23 protein-coding genes are annotated in these 15,316 nt (G+C 51.5%); 17 read left to right on the top strand and 6 right to left on the bottom strand.

Annotation, left to right across the window (positions count from 1 at the left end; genetic code table 11):
* Position 1 precedes the first annotated feature (1 nt).
* The 10 genes from secY (at position 2) to arfA (ending at position 5,671) form a co-directional block, all read left to right on the top strand.
* Positions 2-1,333 carry a preprotein translocase subunit SecY gene (gene secY / locus KE671_RS22250; RefSeq protein ID WP_001118864.1) on the top strand — a complete coding sequence of 444 codons (1,332 nt, stop codon included), beginning with the start codon at positions 2-4 and terminating at the stop codon, positions 1,331-1,333.
* Between the two features lie 31 nt (positions 1,334-1,364).
* Entirely contained in the window at positions 1,365-1,481 is a 117-nt protein-coding gene (gene rpmJ / locus KE671_RS22245; protein WP_000868187.1) for a 50S ribosomal protein L36, read from the top strand.
* Between the two features lie 146 nt (positions 1,482-1,627).
* Entirely contained in the window at positions 1,628-1,984 is a 357-nt protein-coding gene (rpsM, locus tag KE671_RS22240) for a 30S ribosomal protein S13 (protein ID WP_012908431.1), read from the top strand.
* A gap of 16 nt (positions 1,985-2,000) precedes the next feature.
* Entirely contained in the window at positions 2,001-2,390 is a 390-nt protein-coding gene (gene rpsK, locus KE671_RS22235; RefSeq protein ID WP_001029684.1) for a 30S ribosomal protein S11, read from the top strand.
* 33 nt (positions 2,391-2,423) lie between these two features.
* Positions 2,424-3,044 (top strand): 30S ribosomal protein S4, encoded by a 621-nt coding sequence (rpsD, locus tag KE671_RS22230; RefSeq protein ID WP_000135226.1) that lies wholly within the window; start codon positions 2,424-2,426, stop codon positions 3,042-3,044.
* A 25-nt stretch (positions 3,045-3,069) separates the two neighbouring features.
* Positions 3,070-4,059 (top strand): DNA-directed RNA polymerase subunit alpha, encoded by a 990-nt coding sequence (locus tag KE671_RS22225; RefSeq protein WP_001162094.1) that lies wholly within the window; start codon positions 3,070-3,072, stop codon positions 4,057-4,059.
* Positions 4,060-4,099: 40 nt separating this feature from the next.
* Positions 4,100-4,486 (top strand): 50S ribosomal protein L17, encoded by a 387-nt coding sequence (gene rplQ, locus KE671_RS22220; RefSeq protein ID WP_001216372.1) that lies wholly within the window; start codon positions 4,100-4,102, stop codon positions 4,484-4,486.
* A gap of 106 nt (positions 4,487-4,592) precedes the next feature.
* Positions 4,593-4,961, top strand: a complete 369-nt coding sequence (locus KE671_RS22215) for a DUF1992 domain-containing protein (protein WP_206164771.1) — start codon at positions 4,593-4,595, stop codon at positions 4,959-4,961.
* Positions 4,962-4,971: 10 nt separating this feature from the next.
* On the top strand, positions 4,972-5,397 hold the full coding sequence (gene zntR, locus KE671_RS22210; protein WP_152400210.1) for a Zn(2+)-responsive transcriptional regulator: 426 nt from the start codon (positions 4,972-4,974) through the stop codon (positions 5,395-5,397).
* Between the two features lie 55 nt (positions 5,398-5,452).
* Positions 5,453-5,671 carry an alternative ribosome-rescue factor ArfA gene (gene arfA, locus KE671_RS22205; RefSeq protein WP_042998373.1) on the top strand — a complete coding sequence of 73 codons (219 nt, stop codon included), beginning with the start codon at positions 5,453-5,455 and terminating at the stop codon, positions 5,669-5,671.
* Here arfA and mscL read toward each other — a convergent pair.
* The 5 genes from mscL to def form a co-directional block, all read right to left on the bottom strand.
* Positions 5,668-6,078 carry a large-conductance mechanosensitive channel protein MscL gene (gene mscL, locus KE671_RS22200; protein ID WP_042326268.1) on the bottom strand — a complete coding sequence of 137 codons (411 nt, stop codon included), beginning with the start codon at positions 6,076-6,078 and terminating at the stop codon, positions 5,668-5,670. The genes arfA and mscL overlap by 4 nt on opposite strands.
* 141 nt (positions 6,079-6,219) lie before the next feature.
* The gene (gene trkA, locus KE671_RS22195; RefSeq protein WP_206164770.1) at positions 6,220-7,596 is read right to left on the bottom strand and encodes a Trk system potassium transporter TrkA; all 1,377 of its coding nucleotides are present in this window, start codon (positions 7,594-7,596) and stop codon (positions 6,220-6,222) included.
* Positions 7,597-7,617: 21 nt separating this feature from the next.
* Entirely contained in the window at positions 7,618-8,907 is a 1,290-nt protein-coding gene (gene rsmB / locus KE671_RS22190) for a 16S rRNA (cytosine(967)-C(5))-methyltransferase RsmB (RefSeq protein ID WP_206164769.1), read from the bottom strand.
* A gap of 52 nt (positions 8,908-8,959) precedes the next feature.
* Complete coding sequence (gene fmt / locus KE671_RS22185) at positions 8,960-9,907, bottom strand: methionyl-tRNA formyltransferase (RefSeq protein ID WP_206164768.1); 948 nt, start codon at positions 9,905-9,907, stop codon at positions 8,960-8,962.
* 14 nt (positions 9,908-9,921) lie between these two features.
* Positions 9,922-10,431 carry a peptide deformylase gene (def, locus tag KE671_RS22180; RefSeq protein WP_042326273.1) on the bottom strand — a complete coding sequence of 170 codons (510 nt, stop codon included), beginning with the start codon at positions 10,429-10,431 and terminating at the stop codon, positions 9,922-9,924.
* A 129-nt stretch (positions 10,432-10,560) separates the two neighbouring features.
* On the opposite strand from def, the gene dprA reads away from it, so the two are divergent.
* Genes dprA through KE671_RS22150 form a run of 6 tightly spaced genes read left to right on the top strand, consistent with a single transcriptional unit; the run spans position 10,561 to position 14,353 of the window.
* Positions 10,561-11,685: a DNA-protecting protein DprA gene (dprA, locus tag KE671_RS22175; RefSeq protein WP_206164767.1), complete on the top strand. Its 1,125-nt coding sequence runs from the start codon at positions 10,561-10,563 to the stop codon at positions 11,683-11,685.
* Complete coding sequence (smg, locus tag KE671_RS22170) at positions 11,657-12,130, top strand: DUF494 family protein Smg (protein WP_012908442.1); 474 nt, start codon at positions 11,657-11,659, stop codon at positions 12,128-12,130. The genes dprA and smg overlap by 29 nt, the downstream gene beginning before the upstream one ends.
* Positions 12,131-12,156: 26 nt before the next feature.
* Positions 12,157-12,711, top strand: coding sequence for a DNA topoisomerase family protein (locus KE671_RS22165; protein WP_206164766.1), 555 nt, complete (start codon positions 12,157-12,159; stop codon positions 12,709-12,711).
* Positions 12,704-13,276: an L-threonylcarbamoyladenylate synthase type 1 TsaC gene (gene tsaC / locus KE671_RS22160; RefSeq protein WP_206164765.1), complete on the top strand. Its 573-nt coding sequence runs from the start codon at positions 12,704-12,706 to the stop codon at positions 13,274-13,276. Before KE671_RS22165 ends, tsaC begins: the two co-directional genes overlap by 8 nt.
* A 4-nt stretch (positions 13,277-13,280) precedes the next feature.
* The gene (gene aroE / locus KE671_RS22155) at positions 13,281-14,099 is read left to right on the top strand and encodes a shikimate dehydrogenase (protein ID WP_206164774.1); all 819 of its coding nucleotides are present in this window, start codon (positions 13,281-13,283) and stop codon (positions 14,097-14,099) included.
* Positions 14,096-14,353: a DUF1488 domain-containing protein gene (locus KE671_RS22150; RefSeq protein WP_206164764.1), complete on the top strand. Its 258-nt coding sequence runs from the start codon at positions 14,096-14,098 to the stop codon at positions 14,351-14,353. Before aroE ends, KE671_RS22150 begins: the two co-directional genes overlap by 4 nt.
* Here KE671_RS22150 and KE671_RS22145 read toward each other — a convergent pair.
* On the bottom strand, positions 14,329-14,883 hold the full coding sequence (locus KE671_RS22145) for a gamma carbonic anhydrase family protein (protein WP_206164763.1): 555 nt from the start codon (positions 14,881-14,883) through the stop codon (positions 14,329-14,331). The two genes, KE671_RS22150 and KE671_RS22145, sit on opposite strands and share 25 nt — an antisense overlap.
* A 26-nt stretch (positions 14,884-14,909) precedes the next feature.
* On the opposite strand from KE671_RS22145, the gene KE671_RS22140 reads away from it, so the two are divergent.
* Positions 14,910-15,077 (top strand): hypothetical protein, encoded by a 168-nt coding sequence (locus KE671_RS22140; RefSeq protein ID WP_206164762.1) that lies wholly within the window; start codon positions 14,910-14,912, stop codon positions 15,075-15,077.
* Positions 15,078-15,316 lie beyond the last annotated feature (239 nt).

The raw sequence follows: 15,316 nt of genomic DNA, 5'->3' as shown, positions 1-15,316 counted from the left end.
GATGGCTAAACAACCGGGATTAGATTTTCAAAGTGCCAAAGGTGGCTTAGGCGAGCTGAAACGCAGACTGCTGTTTGTTATCGGTGCGCTTATTGTGTTCCGTATTGGCTCTTTTATTCCGATCCCTGGTATTGATGCCGCTGTACTTGCCAAACTGCTTGAGCAACAGCGAGGCACCATCATTGAAATGTTTAACATGTTCTCTGGTGGTGCTCTCAGCCGTGCTTCTATCTTTGCTCTGGGTATCATGCCGTACATTTCGGCATCCATTATTATCCAGCTTCTGACGGTGGTTCATCCAACGTTAGCTGAAATTAAGAAAGAAGGGGAGTCTGGTCGTCGTAAGATCAGCCAGTACACCCGTTACGGTACTCTGGTGCTGGCAATATTCCAGTCGATCGGTATTGCTACCGGTCTGCCGAATATGCCGGGTATGCAAGGCCTGGTGATGAACCCGGGCTTTGCATTCTACTTCACCGCTGTTGTCAGTCTGGTCACAGGAACGATGTTCCTGATGTGGTTGGGTGAACAGATCACTGAACGTGGTATCGGTAACGGTATCTCGATCATTATCTTCGCCGGTATTGTTGCGGGACTCCCGCCAGCCATTGCCCATACTATCGAGCAAGCGCGTCAAGGCGACCTGCACTTCCTCGTGTTGCTGTTGGTTGCAGTATTAGTATTTGCAGTGACGTTCTTTGTTGTATTTGTTGAGCGTGGTCAACGCCGCATTGTGGTAAACTACGCCAAACGTCAGCAAGGTCGTCGTGTCTATGCTGCACAGAGCACACATTTACCGCTGAAAGTGAATATGGCGGGGGTAATCCCGGCAATCTTCGCTTCCAGTATTATTCTGTTCCCGGCAACCATCGCGTCATGGTTCGGGGGCGGGACTGGTTGGAACTGGCTGACAACAATTTCGCTGTATTTGCAGCCTGGGCAACCGCTTTATGTGTTACTCTATGCGTCTGCAATCATCTTCTTCTGTTTCTTCTACACGGCGTTGGTCTTCAACCCGCGTGAAACAGCAGATAACCTGAAGAAGTCCGGTGCATTTGTACCAGGAATTCGTCCGGGAGAGCAAACGGCGAAGTATATCGATAAAGTAATGACCCGCCTGACTTTGGTTGGTGCGCTCTATATTACTTTTATCTGCCTGATCCCGGAGTTCATGCGTGATGCAATGAAAGTACCGTTCTACTTTGGTGGGACCTCACTGCTTATCGTTGTTGTCGTGATTATGGACTTTATGGCTCAAGTGCAAACTCTGATGATGTCTAGTCAGTATGAGTCTGCATTGAAGAAGGCGAACCTGAAAGGCTACGGCCGATAATTGGTCGCCCGAGAAGTTACGGAGAGTAAAAATGAAAGTTCGTGCTTCCGTCAAGAAATTATGCCGTAACTGCAAAATCGTTAAGCGTGATGGTGTCATCCGTGTGATTTGCAGTGCCGAGCCGAAGCATAAACAGCGCCAAGGCTGATTTATTCGCATATTTTTCTTGCAAAGTTGGGTTGAGCTGGCTAGATTAGCCAGCCAATCTTTTGTATGTCTGTACGTTTCCATTTGAGTATCCTGAAAACGGGCTTTTCAGCATGGTGCGTACATATTAAATAGTAGGAGTGCATAGTGGCCCGTATAGCAGGCATTAACATTCCTGATCAAAAACATGCTGTGATCGCGTTAACGTCGATCTATGGCATCGGTAAGACCCGTTCTAAAGCCATCCTGGCTGCAGCGGGTATCGCTGAAAATGTTAAGATCAGTGAGCTGTCTGAAGGACAAATCGACACGCTGCGTGACGAAGTTGCCAAATTTGTCGTTGAAGGTGATCTGCGCCGTGAAATCAGCATGAGCATCAAGCGCCTGATGGATCTTGGTTGCTATCGCGGTTTGCGTCATCGTCGTGGTCTGCCAGTGCGCGGTCAGCGTACTAAGACCAACGCACGTACCCGTAAGGGTCCGCGCAAACCGATCAAGAAATAATCGGGGTGATTGAATAATGGCAAAGGCACCAATTCGTGCACGTAAACGTGTAAGAAAACAAGTCTCTGACGGCGTGGCTCATATCCATGCTTCTTTCAACAACACCATCGTGACTATCACTGATCGTCAGGGTAACGCGCTGGGTTGGGCAACAGCCGGTGGTTCCGGTTTCCGTGGTTCTCGCAAATCTACTCCGTTCGCAGCTCAGGTTGCAGCAGAGCGTTGCGCTGACGCCGTAAAAGAATACGGTATCAAGAATCTGGAAGTTATGGTTAAAGGTCCGGGTCCAGGCCGCGAATCTACTATTCGTGCTCTGAACGCCGCTGGTTTCCGCATCACTAATATTACTGATGTGACTCCGATCCCTCATAACGGTTGTCGTCCGCCGAAAAAACGTCGCGTATAACGCTTCGTTTTCCAGGTTTGTTGGAGAAAGAAAATGGCAAGATATTTGGGTCCTAAGCTCAAGCTGAGCCGTCGTGAGGGCACCGACTTATTCCTTAAGTCTGGCGTTCGCGCGATCGATACCAAGTGTAAAATTGAACAAGCTCCTGGCCAGCACGGTGCGCGTAAACCGCGTCTGTCTGACTATGGTGTGCAGTTGCGTGAAAAGCAAAAAGTTCGCCGTATCTACGGTGTGCTGGAGCGTCAGTTCCGTAACTACTACAAAGAAGCAGCACGTCTGAAAGGCAACACCGGTGAAAACCTGTTGGCTCTGCTGGAAGGTCGTCTGGACAACGTTGTATACCGTATGGGCTTCGGCGCCACTCGTGCAGAAGCACGTCAGCTGGTTAGCCACAAAGCGATTATGGTAAACGGTCGTGTTGTTAACATCGCTTCTTATCAGGTTAGTCCGAATGACGTTGTTAGCATTCGTGAGAAAGCGAAGAAGCAGTCTCGCGTGAAAGCCGCTCTGGAGCTGGCTGAGCAGCGTGAAAAGCCAACCTGGCTGGAAGTTGATGCTGGCAAGATGGAAGGTACGTACAAGCGTAAGCCTGAGCGTTCTGATCTGTCTGCGGACATTAACGAACACCTGATCGTCGAGCTTTACTCCAAGTAAAGCTTAGTACCAAAGAGAGGACACAATGCAGGGTTCTGTGACAGAGTTTCTAAAACCGCGCCTGGTAGATATCGAGCAAGTGAGTTCGACGCACGCCAAGGTGACCCTTGAGCCTTTAGAGCGTGGCTTCGGCCATACTCTGGGTAACGCACTGCGCCGTATTCTGCTCTCATCGATGCCGGGTTGCGCGGTGACCGAGGTTGAGATTGATGGTGTACTACATGAGTACAGCACCAAAGAAGGCGTTCAGGAAGATATCCTTGAAATCCTGCTCAACCTGAAAGGGCTGGCGGTGAGAGTTCAGGGTAAAGATGAAGTTATTCTTACCTTGAATAAATCTGGCATTGGCCCTGTGACTGCAGCCGACATTACCCATGATGGGGATGTCGAAATCGTCAAGCCGCAGCACGTGATCTGCCACCTGACCGATGAGAACGCGTCTATTAGCATGCGTATCAAAGTTCAGCGCGGTCGTGGTTATGTGCCGGCTTCTACCCGAATTCATTCGGAAGAAGATGAGCGCCCAATCGGCCGTCTGCTGGTCGACGCATGCTACAGCCCTGTAGAGCGTATTGCCTACAATGTTGAAGCAGCGCGTGTAGAACAGCGTACCGACCTGGACAAGCTGGTCATCGAAATGGAAACCAACGGCACAATCGATCCTGAAGAGGCGATTCGTCGTGCGGCGACCATTCTGGCTGAACAACTGGAAGCTTTCGTTGACTTACGTGATGTACGTCAGCCGGAAGTGAAAGAAGAGAAACCAGAATTCGATCCGATCCTGCTGCGCCCTGTTGACGATCTGGAATTGACTGTCCGCTCTGCTAACTGCCTTAAAGCAGAAGCTATCCACTATATCGGTGATCTGGTACAGCGTACTGAGGTTGAGCTTCTTAAGACGCCTAACCTTGGTAAAAAATCTCTTACTGAGATTAAAGACGTGCTGGCTTCCCGTGGGCTGTCTCTGGGCATGCGCCTGGAAAACTGGCCACCGGCAAGCATCGCTGACGAGTAACCGGATCACAGGTTAAGGTTTTACTGAGAAGGATAAGGTCATGCGCCATCGTAAGAGTGGTCGTCAACTGAACCGCAACAGCAGCCATCGCCAGGCTATGTTCCGCAACATGGCAGGTTCACTGGTTCGTCATGAAATCATCAAGACGACCCTGCCTAAAGCGAAAGAGCTGCGTCGCGTAGTTGAGCCGCTGATTACTCTTGCCAAGACTGATAGCGTAGCTAATCGTCGTCTGGCATTCGCCCGCACTCGTGATAACGAGATCGTGGCAAAACTGTTTAACGAGCTGGGCCCGCGTTTCGCGAGCCGCGCCGGTGGTTACACTCGCATTCTGAAGTGTGGCTTCCGTGCAGGCGACAACGCGCCGATGGCATACATCGAGCTGGTTGATCGCTCTGAGTCGAAAGCAGAAGCTGCTGCAGAGTAATCTGTAGTAACGTAAAAAAACCCGCCCCGGCGGGTTTTTTTATATCCGCAGAACCCCCACTTATCTACAATATCTGTACTCTTTTTGTTCATCCCCTGGAGACATTATGTGGTTACTGGACCAGTGGGCAGAGCGTCATATCATTGATGCACAAAGAAAAGGCGAGTTCGAGGATCTTCGCGGGGCTGGCGAACCGTTGGTGCTGGATGATGATTCACATGTGCCCGCTGAGCTACGTGCCGGTTATCGTTTACTGAAGAACGCAGGCTGCCTGCCGCCCGAACTGGAGCAGCGCAAAGAGGCCATCCAGTTATTGGATCTGCTCAAAGGCGTTCGTCAGGATGATCCGCAGTATCAGGAAGTGAGTCGACGTTTGTCACTGCTGGAGCTGAAGCTTCGACAAGCCGGTCTTAGCACACAATTTTTACGCGGTGAGTATGCAGATAAGTTGCTGCATAAAATTAACGACAATTAATGGAGTGGACATGTATCGCATTGGTGAGTTAGCAAAGCTGGCGGAAGTGACCCCTGATACGATCCGCTACTACGAAAAGCAGCAGATGATGGAACATGAGGTGCGTACAGAAGGCGGTTTTCGGTTGTATACGGAGAAAGATCTCCAGCGGCTTAAATTTATACGCTATGCCCGACAGCTCGGTTTTACCCTTGAGTCGATCCGTGAATTGTTGTCGATCCGCATCGATCCCGAACATCACACCTGTCAGGAATCAAAAGGGATCGTTCAGGACAGACTGAAAGAAGTTGAAGCGCGTATTGCCGAACTGCAAAGCATGCAGCGTTCATTGCAGCGTCTGAACGATGCCTGCTGTGGTACTGCACATAGCAGTGTGTACTGCTCAATCCTGGAAGCCCTTGAGCAGGGAGCCAGTGGAGTGAAATCGGGCTGTTGATTTATCAGACAGGCAGGACTAAACTCCCGCCGTTAAACCATAAACTGGAGTTGTTATGAGTCGTTATCAGCATACGAAAGGGCAGATAAAGGACAATGCCATTGAGGCATTATTGCATGACCCGCTATTCAGACAGCGTGTTGAAAAGAATAAGAAAGGGAAAGGGAGTTATTTACGTAAAGGCAAACACGGTAACCGGGGTAACTGGGAGGCCAGTGGCAAGAAAGTGAATCACTTTTTTACCACTGGCCTTCTGCTTTCTGCCGTCTGTTAAGAACGGTTATTCTGTTCTTTCAGCAGGTCACGGATCTCAGTAAGCAAGACTTCTTCTTTCGTCGGCGCAGGCGCAGCCGCCGGCTCTTCTTTCTTACGATTGAGTTTGTTAATGAGCTTAATTGCCATGAAAATAGCAAACGCCACAATCACAAAGTCGAAGATGTTCTGAATAAACACGCCATAATGCATCACAACGGCCGGGATATCGCCCTGCGCATCGCGTAATGTAACGGCAAACTGTTTAAAGTCTATCCCACCAATTAACAGACCCAGCGGCGGCATGATGATATCGGCAACCAGTGACGATACAATTTTACCGAACGCCGCACCGATAATGACACCCACCGCCAAATCGACAACATTCCCGCGCATCGCGAATTCGCGAAACTCTTTAATAATGCTCATTATATTCTCCCTATGCAGCTGACGTTAATAAGTTTAACAAATGTTAAGGCATTTGCCATTTAAGTATTGAGATTAACCGTATGAATTAAACCTTGATAAATCAGGGGATTAAAAAGGGTGCGAATAATGCACCCTTCAATGTTAAAGAAAGAAAGGACTTGGCTGGAATAATCGTTCGACGTCGGTAATAAACTTTTTATCCGTCAGGAACATAATGACGTGATCGCCTTGTTCGATGCGTAAGTTGTCATTGGCGATCATCACATCGTTGCCACGCACTACCGCGCCAATGATCGTGCCAGGCGGCAGTTTAATCTCGTCAATGACCCGGCCGACAACGCGTGAGGTACTTTCATCACCGTGAGCAACGGCTTCAATCGCTTCCGCTACGCCACGACGCAATGAAGAGACGCCAACAATGTCTGCTTTTCGTACATGGCTGAGGAGTGCTGAAATGGTTGCTTGTTGGGGAGAGATTGCAATATCAATGACACTCCCCTGAACAAGATCGACATAAGCGCGGCGTTGGATCAGCACCATCACTTTTTTCGCCCCCATCCGCTTAGCCAACATCGCTGACATGATGTTAGCTTCATCGTCGTTGGTAACGGCAATAAACAGATCGACCTGATCGATATGCTCTTCGGCCAGCAATTCTTGATCCGAGGCGTCGCCAAAGAAGACGATCGTATTCTGCAGTTTTTCGGCCAGTTCGGCAGCGCGCTGCTGATCGCGTTCGATCAATTTCACGCTGTAATCTTTTTCAAGACGATGCGCCAGACCTGCCCCGATGTTACCGCCACCAACCAACATGATGCGCTTGTAAGGTTTTTCGAGGCGTTGCAGTTCACTCATCACCGCACGAATATGCTGGGAAGCAGCAATGAAGAAAACTTCGTCTCCTGCTTCCACAATGGTGGAGCCCTGTGGGCGGATCGGTCTGTCGTGACGGAAAATCGCCGCAACGCGGGTATCGATATGCGGCATATGCTCCCGCATCGTTGAGAGCGCATTCCCAATCAGTGGGCCGCCGTAATAGGCTTTTACAACGGCAAGGCTCACTTTCCCTTCTGCGAAGTTGACGACCTGTAACGCGCCTGGATACTCGATCAGTCGATAAATGCTGTCGATGACCAACTGCTCGGGCGCGATCAGGTGATCGATTGGTACGGCTTCTGAGTGGAACAATTTGTCCGCATCACGGACATAATCAGGGGAGCGGATACGGGCGATTCGGTTCGGCGTGTTAAACAGCGAATAGGCAACCTGGCAGGCAACCATATTCGTTTCATCAGAGCTGGTCACGGCAACCAGCATATCCGCATCATCCGCCCCGGCTTCACGTAACACGCGAGGATGAGAGCCATGTCCCTGAACGACACGCAGATCGAACTTATCCTGCAGGTTACGCAGACGTTCACCGTTGGTATCGACTACGGTGATGTCATTGTTCTCGCCGACCAGGTTCTCTGCCAGCGTTCCACCCACCTGGCCTGCGCCCAGAATGATTATTTTCATCAGTCGTGACCCGTTATCCCATCACTTTTTGATTAGCTTAGCGTAAAAGAAGCCATCACCGTCTTCTGTATCCGGCAGATTTTGCAGACCCGGCATTTCGGGTGTACCTGTCTCGCTCAGCATGGCATTCGCCGTGCGCTGTAAGAAGGCGCGAACCTGCATGCTGTTCTCTTCTGGCAGCACGGAACAAGTGGCATAGACCAGCGTACCGCCGGATTTCAGATGCGGCCAGACGGCATTGAGAATTTCAGCCTGTAGATTTACCAGTTCGGCAATATCGCGATCGCGGCGGAGCCATTTGATATCCGGGTGACGACGGATAACCCCCGTTGCGGAGCAGGGCGCATCCAGCAGAATACGATCAAACTGCTGCTCGCCGCACCACTGTGCAGGGAAACGCCCGTCACCCTGTTTGACCGTCGCTTTCATCCCGAGACGTTTCAGGTTGTCATAAACACGGGAGAGTCGCTGTTCATCCACATCCACTGCCAGCACGTTTGCTTCGGGGGCTGCTTCGAGGATATGCGTCGTTTTACCACCTGGCGCTGCGCACAGATCTAAAATATGCTCGCCGTTTTGCGGGGCAAGGAAGGTTACGCACCCTTGAGCAGAGGCGTCCTGAACGGTGACCCATCCTTCATCGAACCCCGGAAGCATATGGACCGGTGCCGGCGTTTCCAGACGGACGGCATCGGGATAGTCTGGATGGGGGAAACCTTTCATCCCGGCGTCTTCGAGCAGTGCCAGCCAACTGTCGCGCGAATAGTGTGTGCGGTTTACGCGTAGCCACATCGGAGGGCGCTGGTTATTGGCGTCGACAATGGCTTCCCATTGGGTGGGATAGGCTTTTTGCAGGCGTTTCAGTAGCCAGGCAGGGTGCAGAAAACGCGCGTCGCTGCTGGCGAATTCCGCGAGCAGTTCTTCCTGCCGACGCTGGAACTGACGCAGGACACCGTTTATCAGCCCTTTAAGCTGCGGGCGCTTTATCGCTACGGCGCCTTCGACCGTTTCCGCGAGTGCTGCATGCGGAGGAATACGGGTATGCAGTAATTGATAGAATCCCACCATAATCAGGTAGTGCACGGTGCGCTGTTTTCCCGTCATTGGGCGGGACATCAGTTTGTTGATCAACCAGTCGAGTTGAGACAGCGTGCGCAGAACCCCAAAACAGAGTTCCTGTAGCAACGCTTTATCTTTATCGGCGAGTTTTTGTTGTAGCGGCGGCAGGACATTGCTCAGTGAATGTCCTTGTTCGACGACCTGTTCAACGGCCTGCGCCGCCATACTGCGTAAGTTAAGTTTCTTATTCATAACCGCAAAAATAAAAAGGCCCGGTAACACCGGGCATCATAAGAAGTGACCGTCAGGCCAGACGGTTGCCAGGAATAAACCATTCACGACGTGAATTTAGAAGATCCTGGGCGCTCATCGCTTTTTTCCCGGCGGGTTGCAATGAGAGTAAGTTCAGGATCCCGCAGCCAGTCGCAACCTGAATGCCTTGTTTTGTGGCTTCAAGGATAGTACCCGGTTCCGCCTGCGTCGGCGTCTCTATCACGGATGCCTGCCAGACTTTTATCGGCTGGCTATCAACTTCCAGCCAGCTCATTGGCCAGGGATTGAATGCACGAATGCAACGTTCCAGTTGTGCCGCAGAAAGCGACCAGTCAATACGCGCTTCTTCTTTACTGAGCTTCTCTGCGTGTGTGACCTGCGCTTCATCCTGCACTTGGGGGGTTGCACGGCCCTCCGCTAATTGCTTCAGCGTTTCAATCAGTCCCTGCGGGCCAAGATCCGCAAGCTTGTCGTACAGCGTGCCGCTGGTGTCTTGCGCGGTGATGGGACAGGCGAGTTTGTAGAGCATATCGCCCGTATCCAGACCTACATCCATCTGCATAATGGTGACGCCCGTTTCAGCATCGCCCGCCCAGAGCGAACGTTGAATAGGGGCTGCACCACGCCAGCGCGGAAGCAGAGAACCGTGCACGTTAATGCAGCCGAGACGTGGCATATCCAGCACGGCTTTCGGCAGAATCAGGCCATACGCTACGACGACCATAACGTCTGCGTTCAGGTCAGAAACCAGATGCTGGTTTTCCTGTGGGCGCAAGGAGACGGGTTGGAAAACCGGAATGCCTTTTTCTTCCGCCAGGACTTTCACCGGGCTTGGCATCAGTTTTTTCCCGCGACCCGCCGGACGGTCAGGTTGGGTAAACACGCCGACAATACGATGTCCAGAAGACAACAGCGCGTCAAGATGACGCGCTGCAAAGTCAGGTGTACCCGCAAAAATAATACGTAGTGAGTCTGACACGTTGATTCTTGTCCTTAAGCTCGTGCGTTCAGGCGGTCGAGTTTCTCAACTTTCTGACGAATACGTTGCTGTTTCAGCGGCGACAAATAATCGATAAATAGTTTACCGACCAGGTGATCCATTTCGTGCTGAATACAGATAGCCAGCAGGCCGTCGGCTTCCAGTTCAAACGGTTTACCTTCGCGATCGAGTGCGCGAACTTTCACTTTCTCGGCGCGTGGCACTAAAGCGCGTTGTTCAGGAATAGACAGACAACCTTCTTCAATACCGGTTTCACCTTCTTTTTCCAGCAGTTCCGGGTTAATTAGCACCAGGCGTTCGTCGCGATTTTCCGAGACGTCAATGACGATAATCCGCTGATGAATATCAACCTGCGTTGCCGCGAGGCCAATACCTTCTTCTGCGTACATCGTCTCGAACATATCATCGACGATACGCTGAATTTCTGCATTCACTTCTTCTACCGGCTTTGCGACTTTGCGAAGGCGCTCGTCCGGAATATGTAACACTTGCAAAACTGACATAGTTATCCAGAGTTGTGTTCAGGAGTTGGAAAGATTATTACCTCTATTCTAGACAAATCCCCCTCTGATTGACAGCATCAGTGACCAATCGCAAAGATTGCTAAGACTGCTTGTGGCAGGGGGACAAGGATGACTCGTACCGAAATTTGGCTACGTTTAATGGCTGTGAATGAGTTGTTCGGCGATGAGATGGTGCGAGTCGCTCACGAACTGATTCCACAACCGGATATTGATATCGCTGCACTGCGGCGTGCGGGTCTTTCTCCTTCCCAGGCCACGCGTTTTTTAACCTTTTCCGAGAATGAACTGGAAAATACCCTTCGCTGGCTTGAGTCGCCGCACCATCACTTATTACTGGCAGACAGTGAAGATTATCCCGCGCAGCTTCGCGTTATTGAAGATTATCCCGGCGCGATTTTTGTCGTCGGTTCCCCGCAATGTCTTCATGATTTTCAACTCGCCGTAGTGGGAAGCCGAACGCCGTCCTGGTATGGCGAACGGTGGGGGCAGTTGTTTTGCGAGAAATTGGCCAGTTGGGAGATCACCATTACCAGCGGTCTGGCACGAGGTATTGATGGTATCGCCCATCGGGCGGCGATCCAGGCGAAAGGGAGAAGCGTTGCCGTCTTAGGAAACGGTCTGCAGGCCATCTATCCCCGACGGCATGCCGGGATGGCCGAGGCGTTACTGGAAACGGGAGGCGCGCTGGTATCTGAGTTTTCGTTGATGATGGCGCCCTTACCGCGCAATTTCCCCCGTCGAAACCGCATTATCAGCGGCCTGAGTAAAGGAGTGCTGGTGATTGAAGCGGCATTGCGCAGCGGCTCGCTGGTCACTGCACGCTGTGCGATGGAGCAAGGGCGAGAGGTGTTCGCCGTGCCCGGACCTCTCGGTAGTCCCGGAAGTGAAGGACCGCATTGGCTGGTACAGCAAGGGGCCACACTTGTGACGGCTCCGGAGGAAATCATGGAAAATTTGCAGTACGGCTTGCATTGGCTGCCAGATGAGCCTGAAAAATTACTTTATTCATCAGATCAGGAAGGCGCAGCATTGCCATTTCCCGAGCTCCTGGCTAACGTAGGAGATGAGGTAACACCTGTTGACGTCGTCGCTGAACGTGCCGGCCAACCTGTGCCAGAGGTAGTGGCTCAGCTACTCGAACTGGAGTTAGCAGGATGGATCGCAGTTGTACCCGGCGGCTATGTCCGATTGAGGAGGGCATGCCATGTTCGACGTACTAATGTATTTGTTTGAGACATATATCCACAATGAAGCTGAATTACGTGTGGATCAGGACAAACTTGAACGGGATCTTACCGACGCTGGTTTTGATCGTGAAGACATCTACAACGCGCTCCTGTGGCTGGAAAAGCTTGCTGACTACCAGGAAGGTCTTGCCGAGCCGATGCAGCTTGCCTCCGATCCTCTCTCTGTGCGTATCTATACTCCTGAAGAGTGTGACCGACTGGATGCCAGTTGCCGGGGATTCCTGTTATTCCTTGAGCAGATTCAGGTGCTAAACCTCGAAACGCGAGAAATGGTGATTGAACGTGTGCTCGCGCTGGATACCGCCGAATTCGACCTGGAAGATCTGAAGTGGGTCATACTGATGGTTTTGTTCAACATTCCAGGTTGTGAAAATGCGTATCAGCAAATGGAAGAATTACTCTTTGAAGTGAATGAAGGTATGCTGCATTAATCAACCTTAATTCAGCATGAGTTGTTATGGCTAAATCAGCACTGTTTTCGGTGCGTAAAAATGAGCCCTGTCCGCAGTGCGGGGCTGAACTGGTAATTCGCTCCGGGAAACACGGTCCGTTTCTTGGTTGCTCGCACTATCCGGAATGTGACTATATCCGTCCGTTGAAATCCTCAGCGGATGGACATATCGTCAAAGTTCTGGAGGGGAAACATTGCCCTGACTGCGGTACCGAACTGGTGTTGCGCCAGGGGCGCTTCGGCATGTTTATTGGTTGTAGCAACTATCCGGAATGTGAGCATACCGAGCTCATCGACAAACCCGATGAAACTGCAATTACCTGCCCTCAATGCCAGACGGGCCATCTGGTCCAGCGGCGTTCCCGGTATGGCAAAACGTTCCACTCCTGCGATCGCTATCCGGAGTGCCAGTTTGTCATTAATTTCAAACCGATAGCCGGAGAGTGTCCTGAATGCCGCTATCCGCTTCTCATCGAAAAGAAAACCGCGCAGGGTGTGAAGCACTTTTGCGCCAGTAAACAATGTGGAAAGCCGGTTTCGGCGGAACAAACCAGTGAATAATAACCTGCAAACAGACCCTATTGCGGATGCAATAGAGGTACTGAATAAAGAGAATGTCATCGCCTATCCAACAGAAGCTGTCTTCGGCGTCGGGTGCGATCCCGATAGCGAAGTGGCCGTTAATCGTCTGTTGGCCTTAAAACAGCGTCCGGTCGAAAAAGGATTAATTTTAATCGCCGCCAGTTATGAACAGCTTAAGCCGTATATTGATGACAGTATGCTGACTGATGCCCAGCGTGTTGCCGTATTTGCTCGTTGGCCTGGTCCGGTGACCTTTGTGTTCCCTGCGCCTGCGACGACGCCTCGTTGGTTGACGGGACGCTTTGATTCACTGGCGGTGCGCGTGACGGATCATCCGCTGGTGGTTGCCCTGTGCCAGGCTTATGGCAAACCGTTGGTTTCAACCAGCGCCAACCTGAGTGGATTGCCCCCGTGCCGTACGGTTGAGGAAGTCCGCGCACAGTTTGGTACAGACTTCCCGGTGGTGCCTGGCGAAACCGGCGGTCGCTTGAATCCTTCGGAAATCCGTGATGCCCTGACGGGCGAGTTGTTTCGACAGGGGTAAGATGATGGAAACCTATGCTGTTTTTGGTAATCCAATCGCGCACAGCAAATCGCCGTTCATTCATCAGCAATTTGCGCAGCAGTTGCAAATTGTACATCCGTATGGCCGTGTGCTGGCGCCTGTTAATGATTTCATCAACACGCTGAACGCGTTCTTTGCCGATGGCGGTAAAGGCGTGAACGTCACGGTGCCCTTTAAAGAAGAAGCATTTGCCCGCGCCGATGAGCTCACGGAACGTGCTGCGCTGGCTGGTGCGGTGAACACGATCAAGCGGCTCGATGATGGTCGTTTGCTGGGTGATAACACAGATGGCATTGGACTGCTCAGCGATCTCGAACGCCTGTCATTCATTCAGCCTGGACAGCGTATCCTGCTGATTGGCGCGGGGGGAGCATCGCGTGGCGTATTGTTGCCGCTGCTTTCTTTGGATTGCGGTGTGACTATCGTCAACCGGACGGCATCCCGTGCGGAAGAACTGGCACAGGTTTTTGCTCATACAGGGAGCGTGCAGGCGCTGGGTATGGATGAGCTGGAAGGGCATGAGTTTGATCTGATCGTTAATGCCACCTCCAGCGGCATTCGCGGTGAGATCCCGGCGATCCCTGCTTCGCTCATTCGTCCGTCCGTATGTTGTTATGACATGTTCTACCAAAAGGGGAATACGCCGTTTCTCACGTGGTGTGCACGCCAGGGCGCGAAACGCTATGCCGATGGCCTGGGGATGCTAGTGGGGCAAGCAGCTCATGCCGTTCTGCTCTGGCACGGCGTGTTGCCGGAAATTGAACCGGTGATCGCGCGTCTCAAACAGGAATTGTCCGCATGAATCAGGCCATCCAGTTTCCAGACCGGGAAGCGTGGGACGCACAGAAAGAAGCGATCTGCTTTCCTGCGCTGGTTAATGGTATGCAGTTAATGTGTGCAATTAAGGGTGAAACGCTGGCAAATCGCTTCGGTGGCGAGACGGTAGAACAATGGTTAGTCCGCTTTTGCGAACATCGCTGGGATCTGGAAGATGAAGCGGAAGCGCTGATCCAGTCCCAGCAAGAAGACGATCACGGTTGGGTCTGGTTGCCCTGAGCGAGATACTCGTCTTTCCATTTCACATAATTCCTGGCGGAGTATTGCAGACCGGCTCTCTCCTCCTCGGTTAGCTGGCGGATCTGTTTGACCGGGCTCCCCAAATAGAGATAGCCGCTCTCCAGATGTTTGTTTTGCGGCACCAGGCTTCCCGCACCAATCATTACGTCATCTTCTATCACCGAGCCGTCCAGCAGAATCGACCCCATACCGACCAGAACGCGGTTGCCAATAATACAGCCATGCAACATCACTTTATGGCCAACCGTTACATCTTCCCCCACAATGAGCGGATTACCATCCGGGTTGGAGGTGGACTTGTGCGTGACGTGCAGAACGCTGCCATCCTGAATATTCGTACGCGCCCCGATCGCAACGTAATTCACATCGCCACGGATCGCGACAAGCGGCCAGATCCCCACATCGTCCGCCAGGCGAACGTCGCCAATGATCACGCTGCTGTTGTCGAGCATCACTCGTTGACCGATCTGTGGGAAAAGATCCTTATAAGGACGTAATACGTCAGACATGTTTACCTCAAGGAAAGAGAACAGTAATGATGACTTTGGTTGCATTTCTGGCCTTGCGCAAGTGCTTTAGCTATCAAAAACTCGCCAAGTTGCGTATGAATGGAGCGAAAGGGATGAAAAATCAGCAAACGGAAAAAAAGATCCAAAAAAGGCTTGTGCAAAAAAATGGGATCCCTATAATGCGCCTCCGTTGAGACGACAAAGTGAAACGCTTCACAAGATGGTTGTCACAGCCAAGAGAAAAATCCTGAAAATCAGGGTTGACTCTGAAAGAGGAAAGCGTAATATACGCCACCTCGCGACAGAGCGCTAAAGCGCGTCGCAACTGCTCTTTAACAATTTATCAGACAATCTGTGTGGGCACTCAAAGTGACATGGATTCTTAACGTCGCAAGACGAAAAATGAATACCAAGTCTCAAAGAGTGAACACGT

Origin of the sequence: Citrobacter amalonaticus (genome assembly GCF_018252635.1) — a bacterium.
In the GTDB taxonomy this organism is placed as follows: domain Bacteria; phylum Pseudomonadota; class Gammaproteobacteria; order Enterobacterales; family Enterobacteriaceae; genus Citrobacter_A; species Citrobacter_A amalonaticus_E.
Note: the sequence above shows the minus strand (reverse complement) of the source record. Positions and strands in the feature narration are given on the sequence as shown.

What these genes read in the sequence shown, in the direction of transcription:
- rpsD (WP_000135226.1), top strand. Translation starts at nt 2,424, where the DNA reads ATGGCAAGATATTTGGGTCCTAAGCTCAAGCTGAGCCGTCGTGAGGGC.
- smg (WP_012908442.1), top strand. Translation starts at nt 11,657, where the DNA reads ATGTTCGACGTACTAATGTATTTGTTTGAGACATATATCCACAATGAA.
- secY (WP_001118864.1), top strand. Translation starts at nt 2, where the DNA reads ATGGCTAAACAACCGGGATTAGATTTTCAAAGTGCCAAAGGTGGCTTA.
- dprA (WP_206164767.1), top strand. Translation starts at nt 10,561, where the DNA reads ATGACTCGTACCGAAATTTGGCTACGTTTAATGGCTGTGAATGAGTTG.
- arfA (WP_042998373.1), top strand. Translation starts at nt 5,453, where the DNA reads ATGAGTCGTTATCAGCATACGAAAGGGCAGATAAAGGACAATGCCATT.
- KE671_RS22140 (WP_206164762.1), top strand. Translation starts at nt 14,910, where the DNA reads ATGATGACTTTGGTTGCATTTCTGGCCTTGCGCAAGTGCTTTAGCTAT.
- KE671_RS22145 (WP_206164763.1), bottom strand. Translation starts at nt 14,883, where the DNA reads ATGTCTGACGTATTACGTCCTTATAAGGATCTTTTCCCACAGATCGGT.
- rpsK (WP_001029684.1), top strand. Translation starts at nt 2,001, where the DNA reads ATGGCAAAGGCACCAATTCGTGCACGTAAACGTGTAAGAAAACAAGTC.
- KE671_RS22225 (WP_001162094.1), top strand. Translation starts at nt 3,070, where the DNA reads ATGCAGGGTTCTGTGACAGAGTTTCTAAAACCGCGCCTGGTAGATATC.
- KE671_RS22215 (WP_206164771.1), top strand. Translation starts at nt 4,593, where the DNA reads ATGTGGTTACTGGACCAGTGGGCAGAGCGTCATATCATTGATGCACAA.
- rpmJ (WP_000868187.1), top strand. Translation starts at nt 1,365, where the DNA reads ATGAAAGTTCGTGCTTCCGTCAAGAAATTATGCCGTAACTGCAAAATC.
- KE671_RS22150 (WP_206164764.1), top strand. Translation starts at nt 14,096, where the DNA reads ATGAATCAGGCCATCCAGTTTCCAGACCGGGAAGCGTGGGACGCACAG.
- mscL (WP_042326268.1), bottom strand. Translation starts at nt 6,078, where the DNA reads ATGAGCATTATTAAAGAGTTTCGCGAATTCGCGATGCGCGGGAATGTT.
- trkA (WP_206164770.1), bottom strand. Translation starts at nt 7,596, where the DNA reads ATGAAAATAATCATTCTGGGCGCAGGCCAGGTGGGTGGAACGCTGGCA.
- KE671_RS22165 (WP_206164766.1), top strand. Translation starts at nt 12,157, where the DNA reads ATGGCTAAATCAGCACTGTTTTCGGTGCGTAAAAATGAGCCCTGTCCG.
- rplQ (WP_001216372.1), top strand. Translation starts at nt 4,100, where the DNA reads ATGCGCCATCGTAAGAGTGGTCGTCAACTGAACCGCAACAGCAGCCAT.
- zntR (WP_152400210.1), top strand. Translation starts at nt 4,972, where the DNA reads ATGTATCGCATTGGTGAGTTAGCAAAGCTGGCGGAAGTGACCCCTGAT.
- def (WP_042326273.1), bottom strand. Translation starts at nt 10,431, where the DNA reads ATGTCAGTTTTGCAAGTGTTACATATTCCGGACGAGCGCCTTCGCAAA.
- rsmB (WP_206164769.1), bottom strand. Translation starts at nt 8,907, where the DNA reads ATGAATAAGAAACTTAACTTACGCAGTATGGCGGCGCAGGCCGTTGAA.
- aroE (WP_206164774.1), top strand. Translation starts at nt 13,281, where the DNA reads ATGGAAACCTATGCTGTTTTTGGTAATCCAATCGCGCACAGCAAATCG.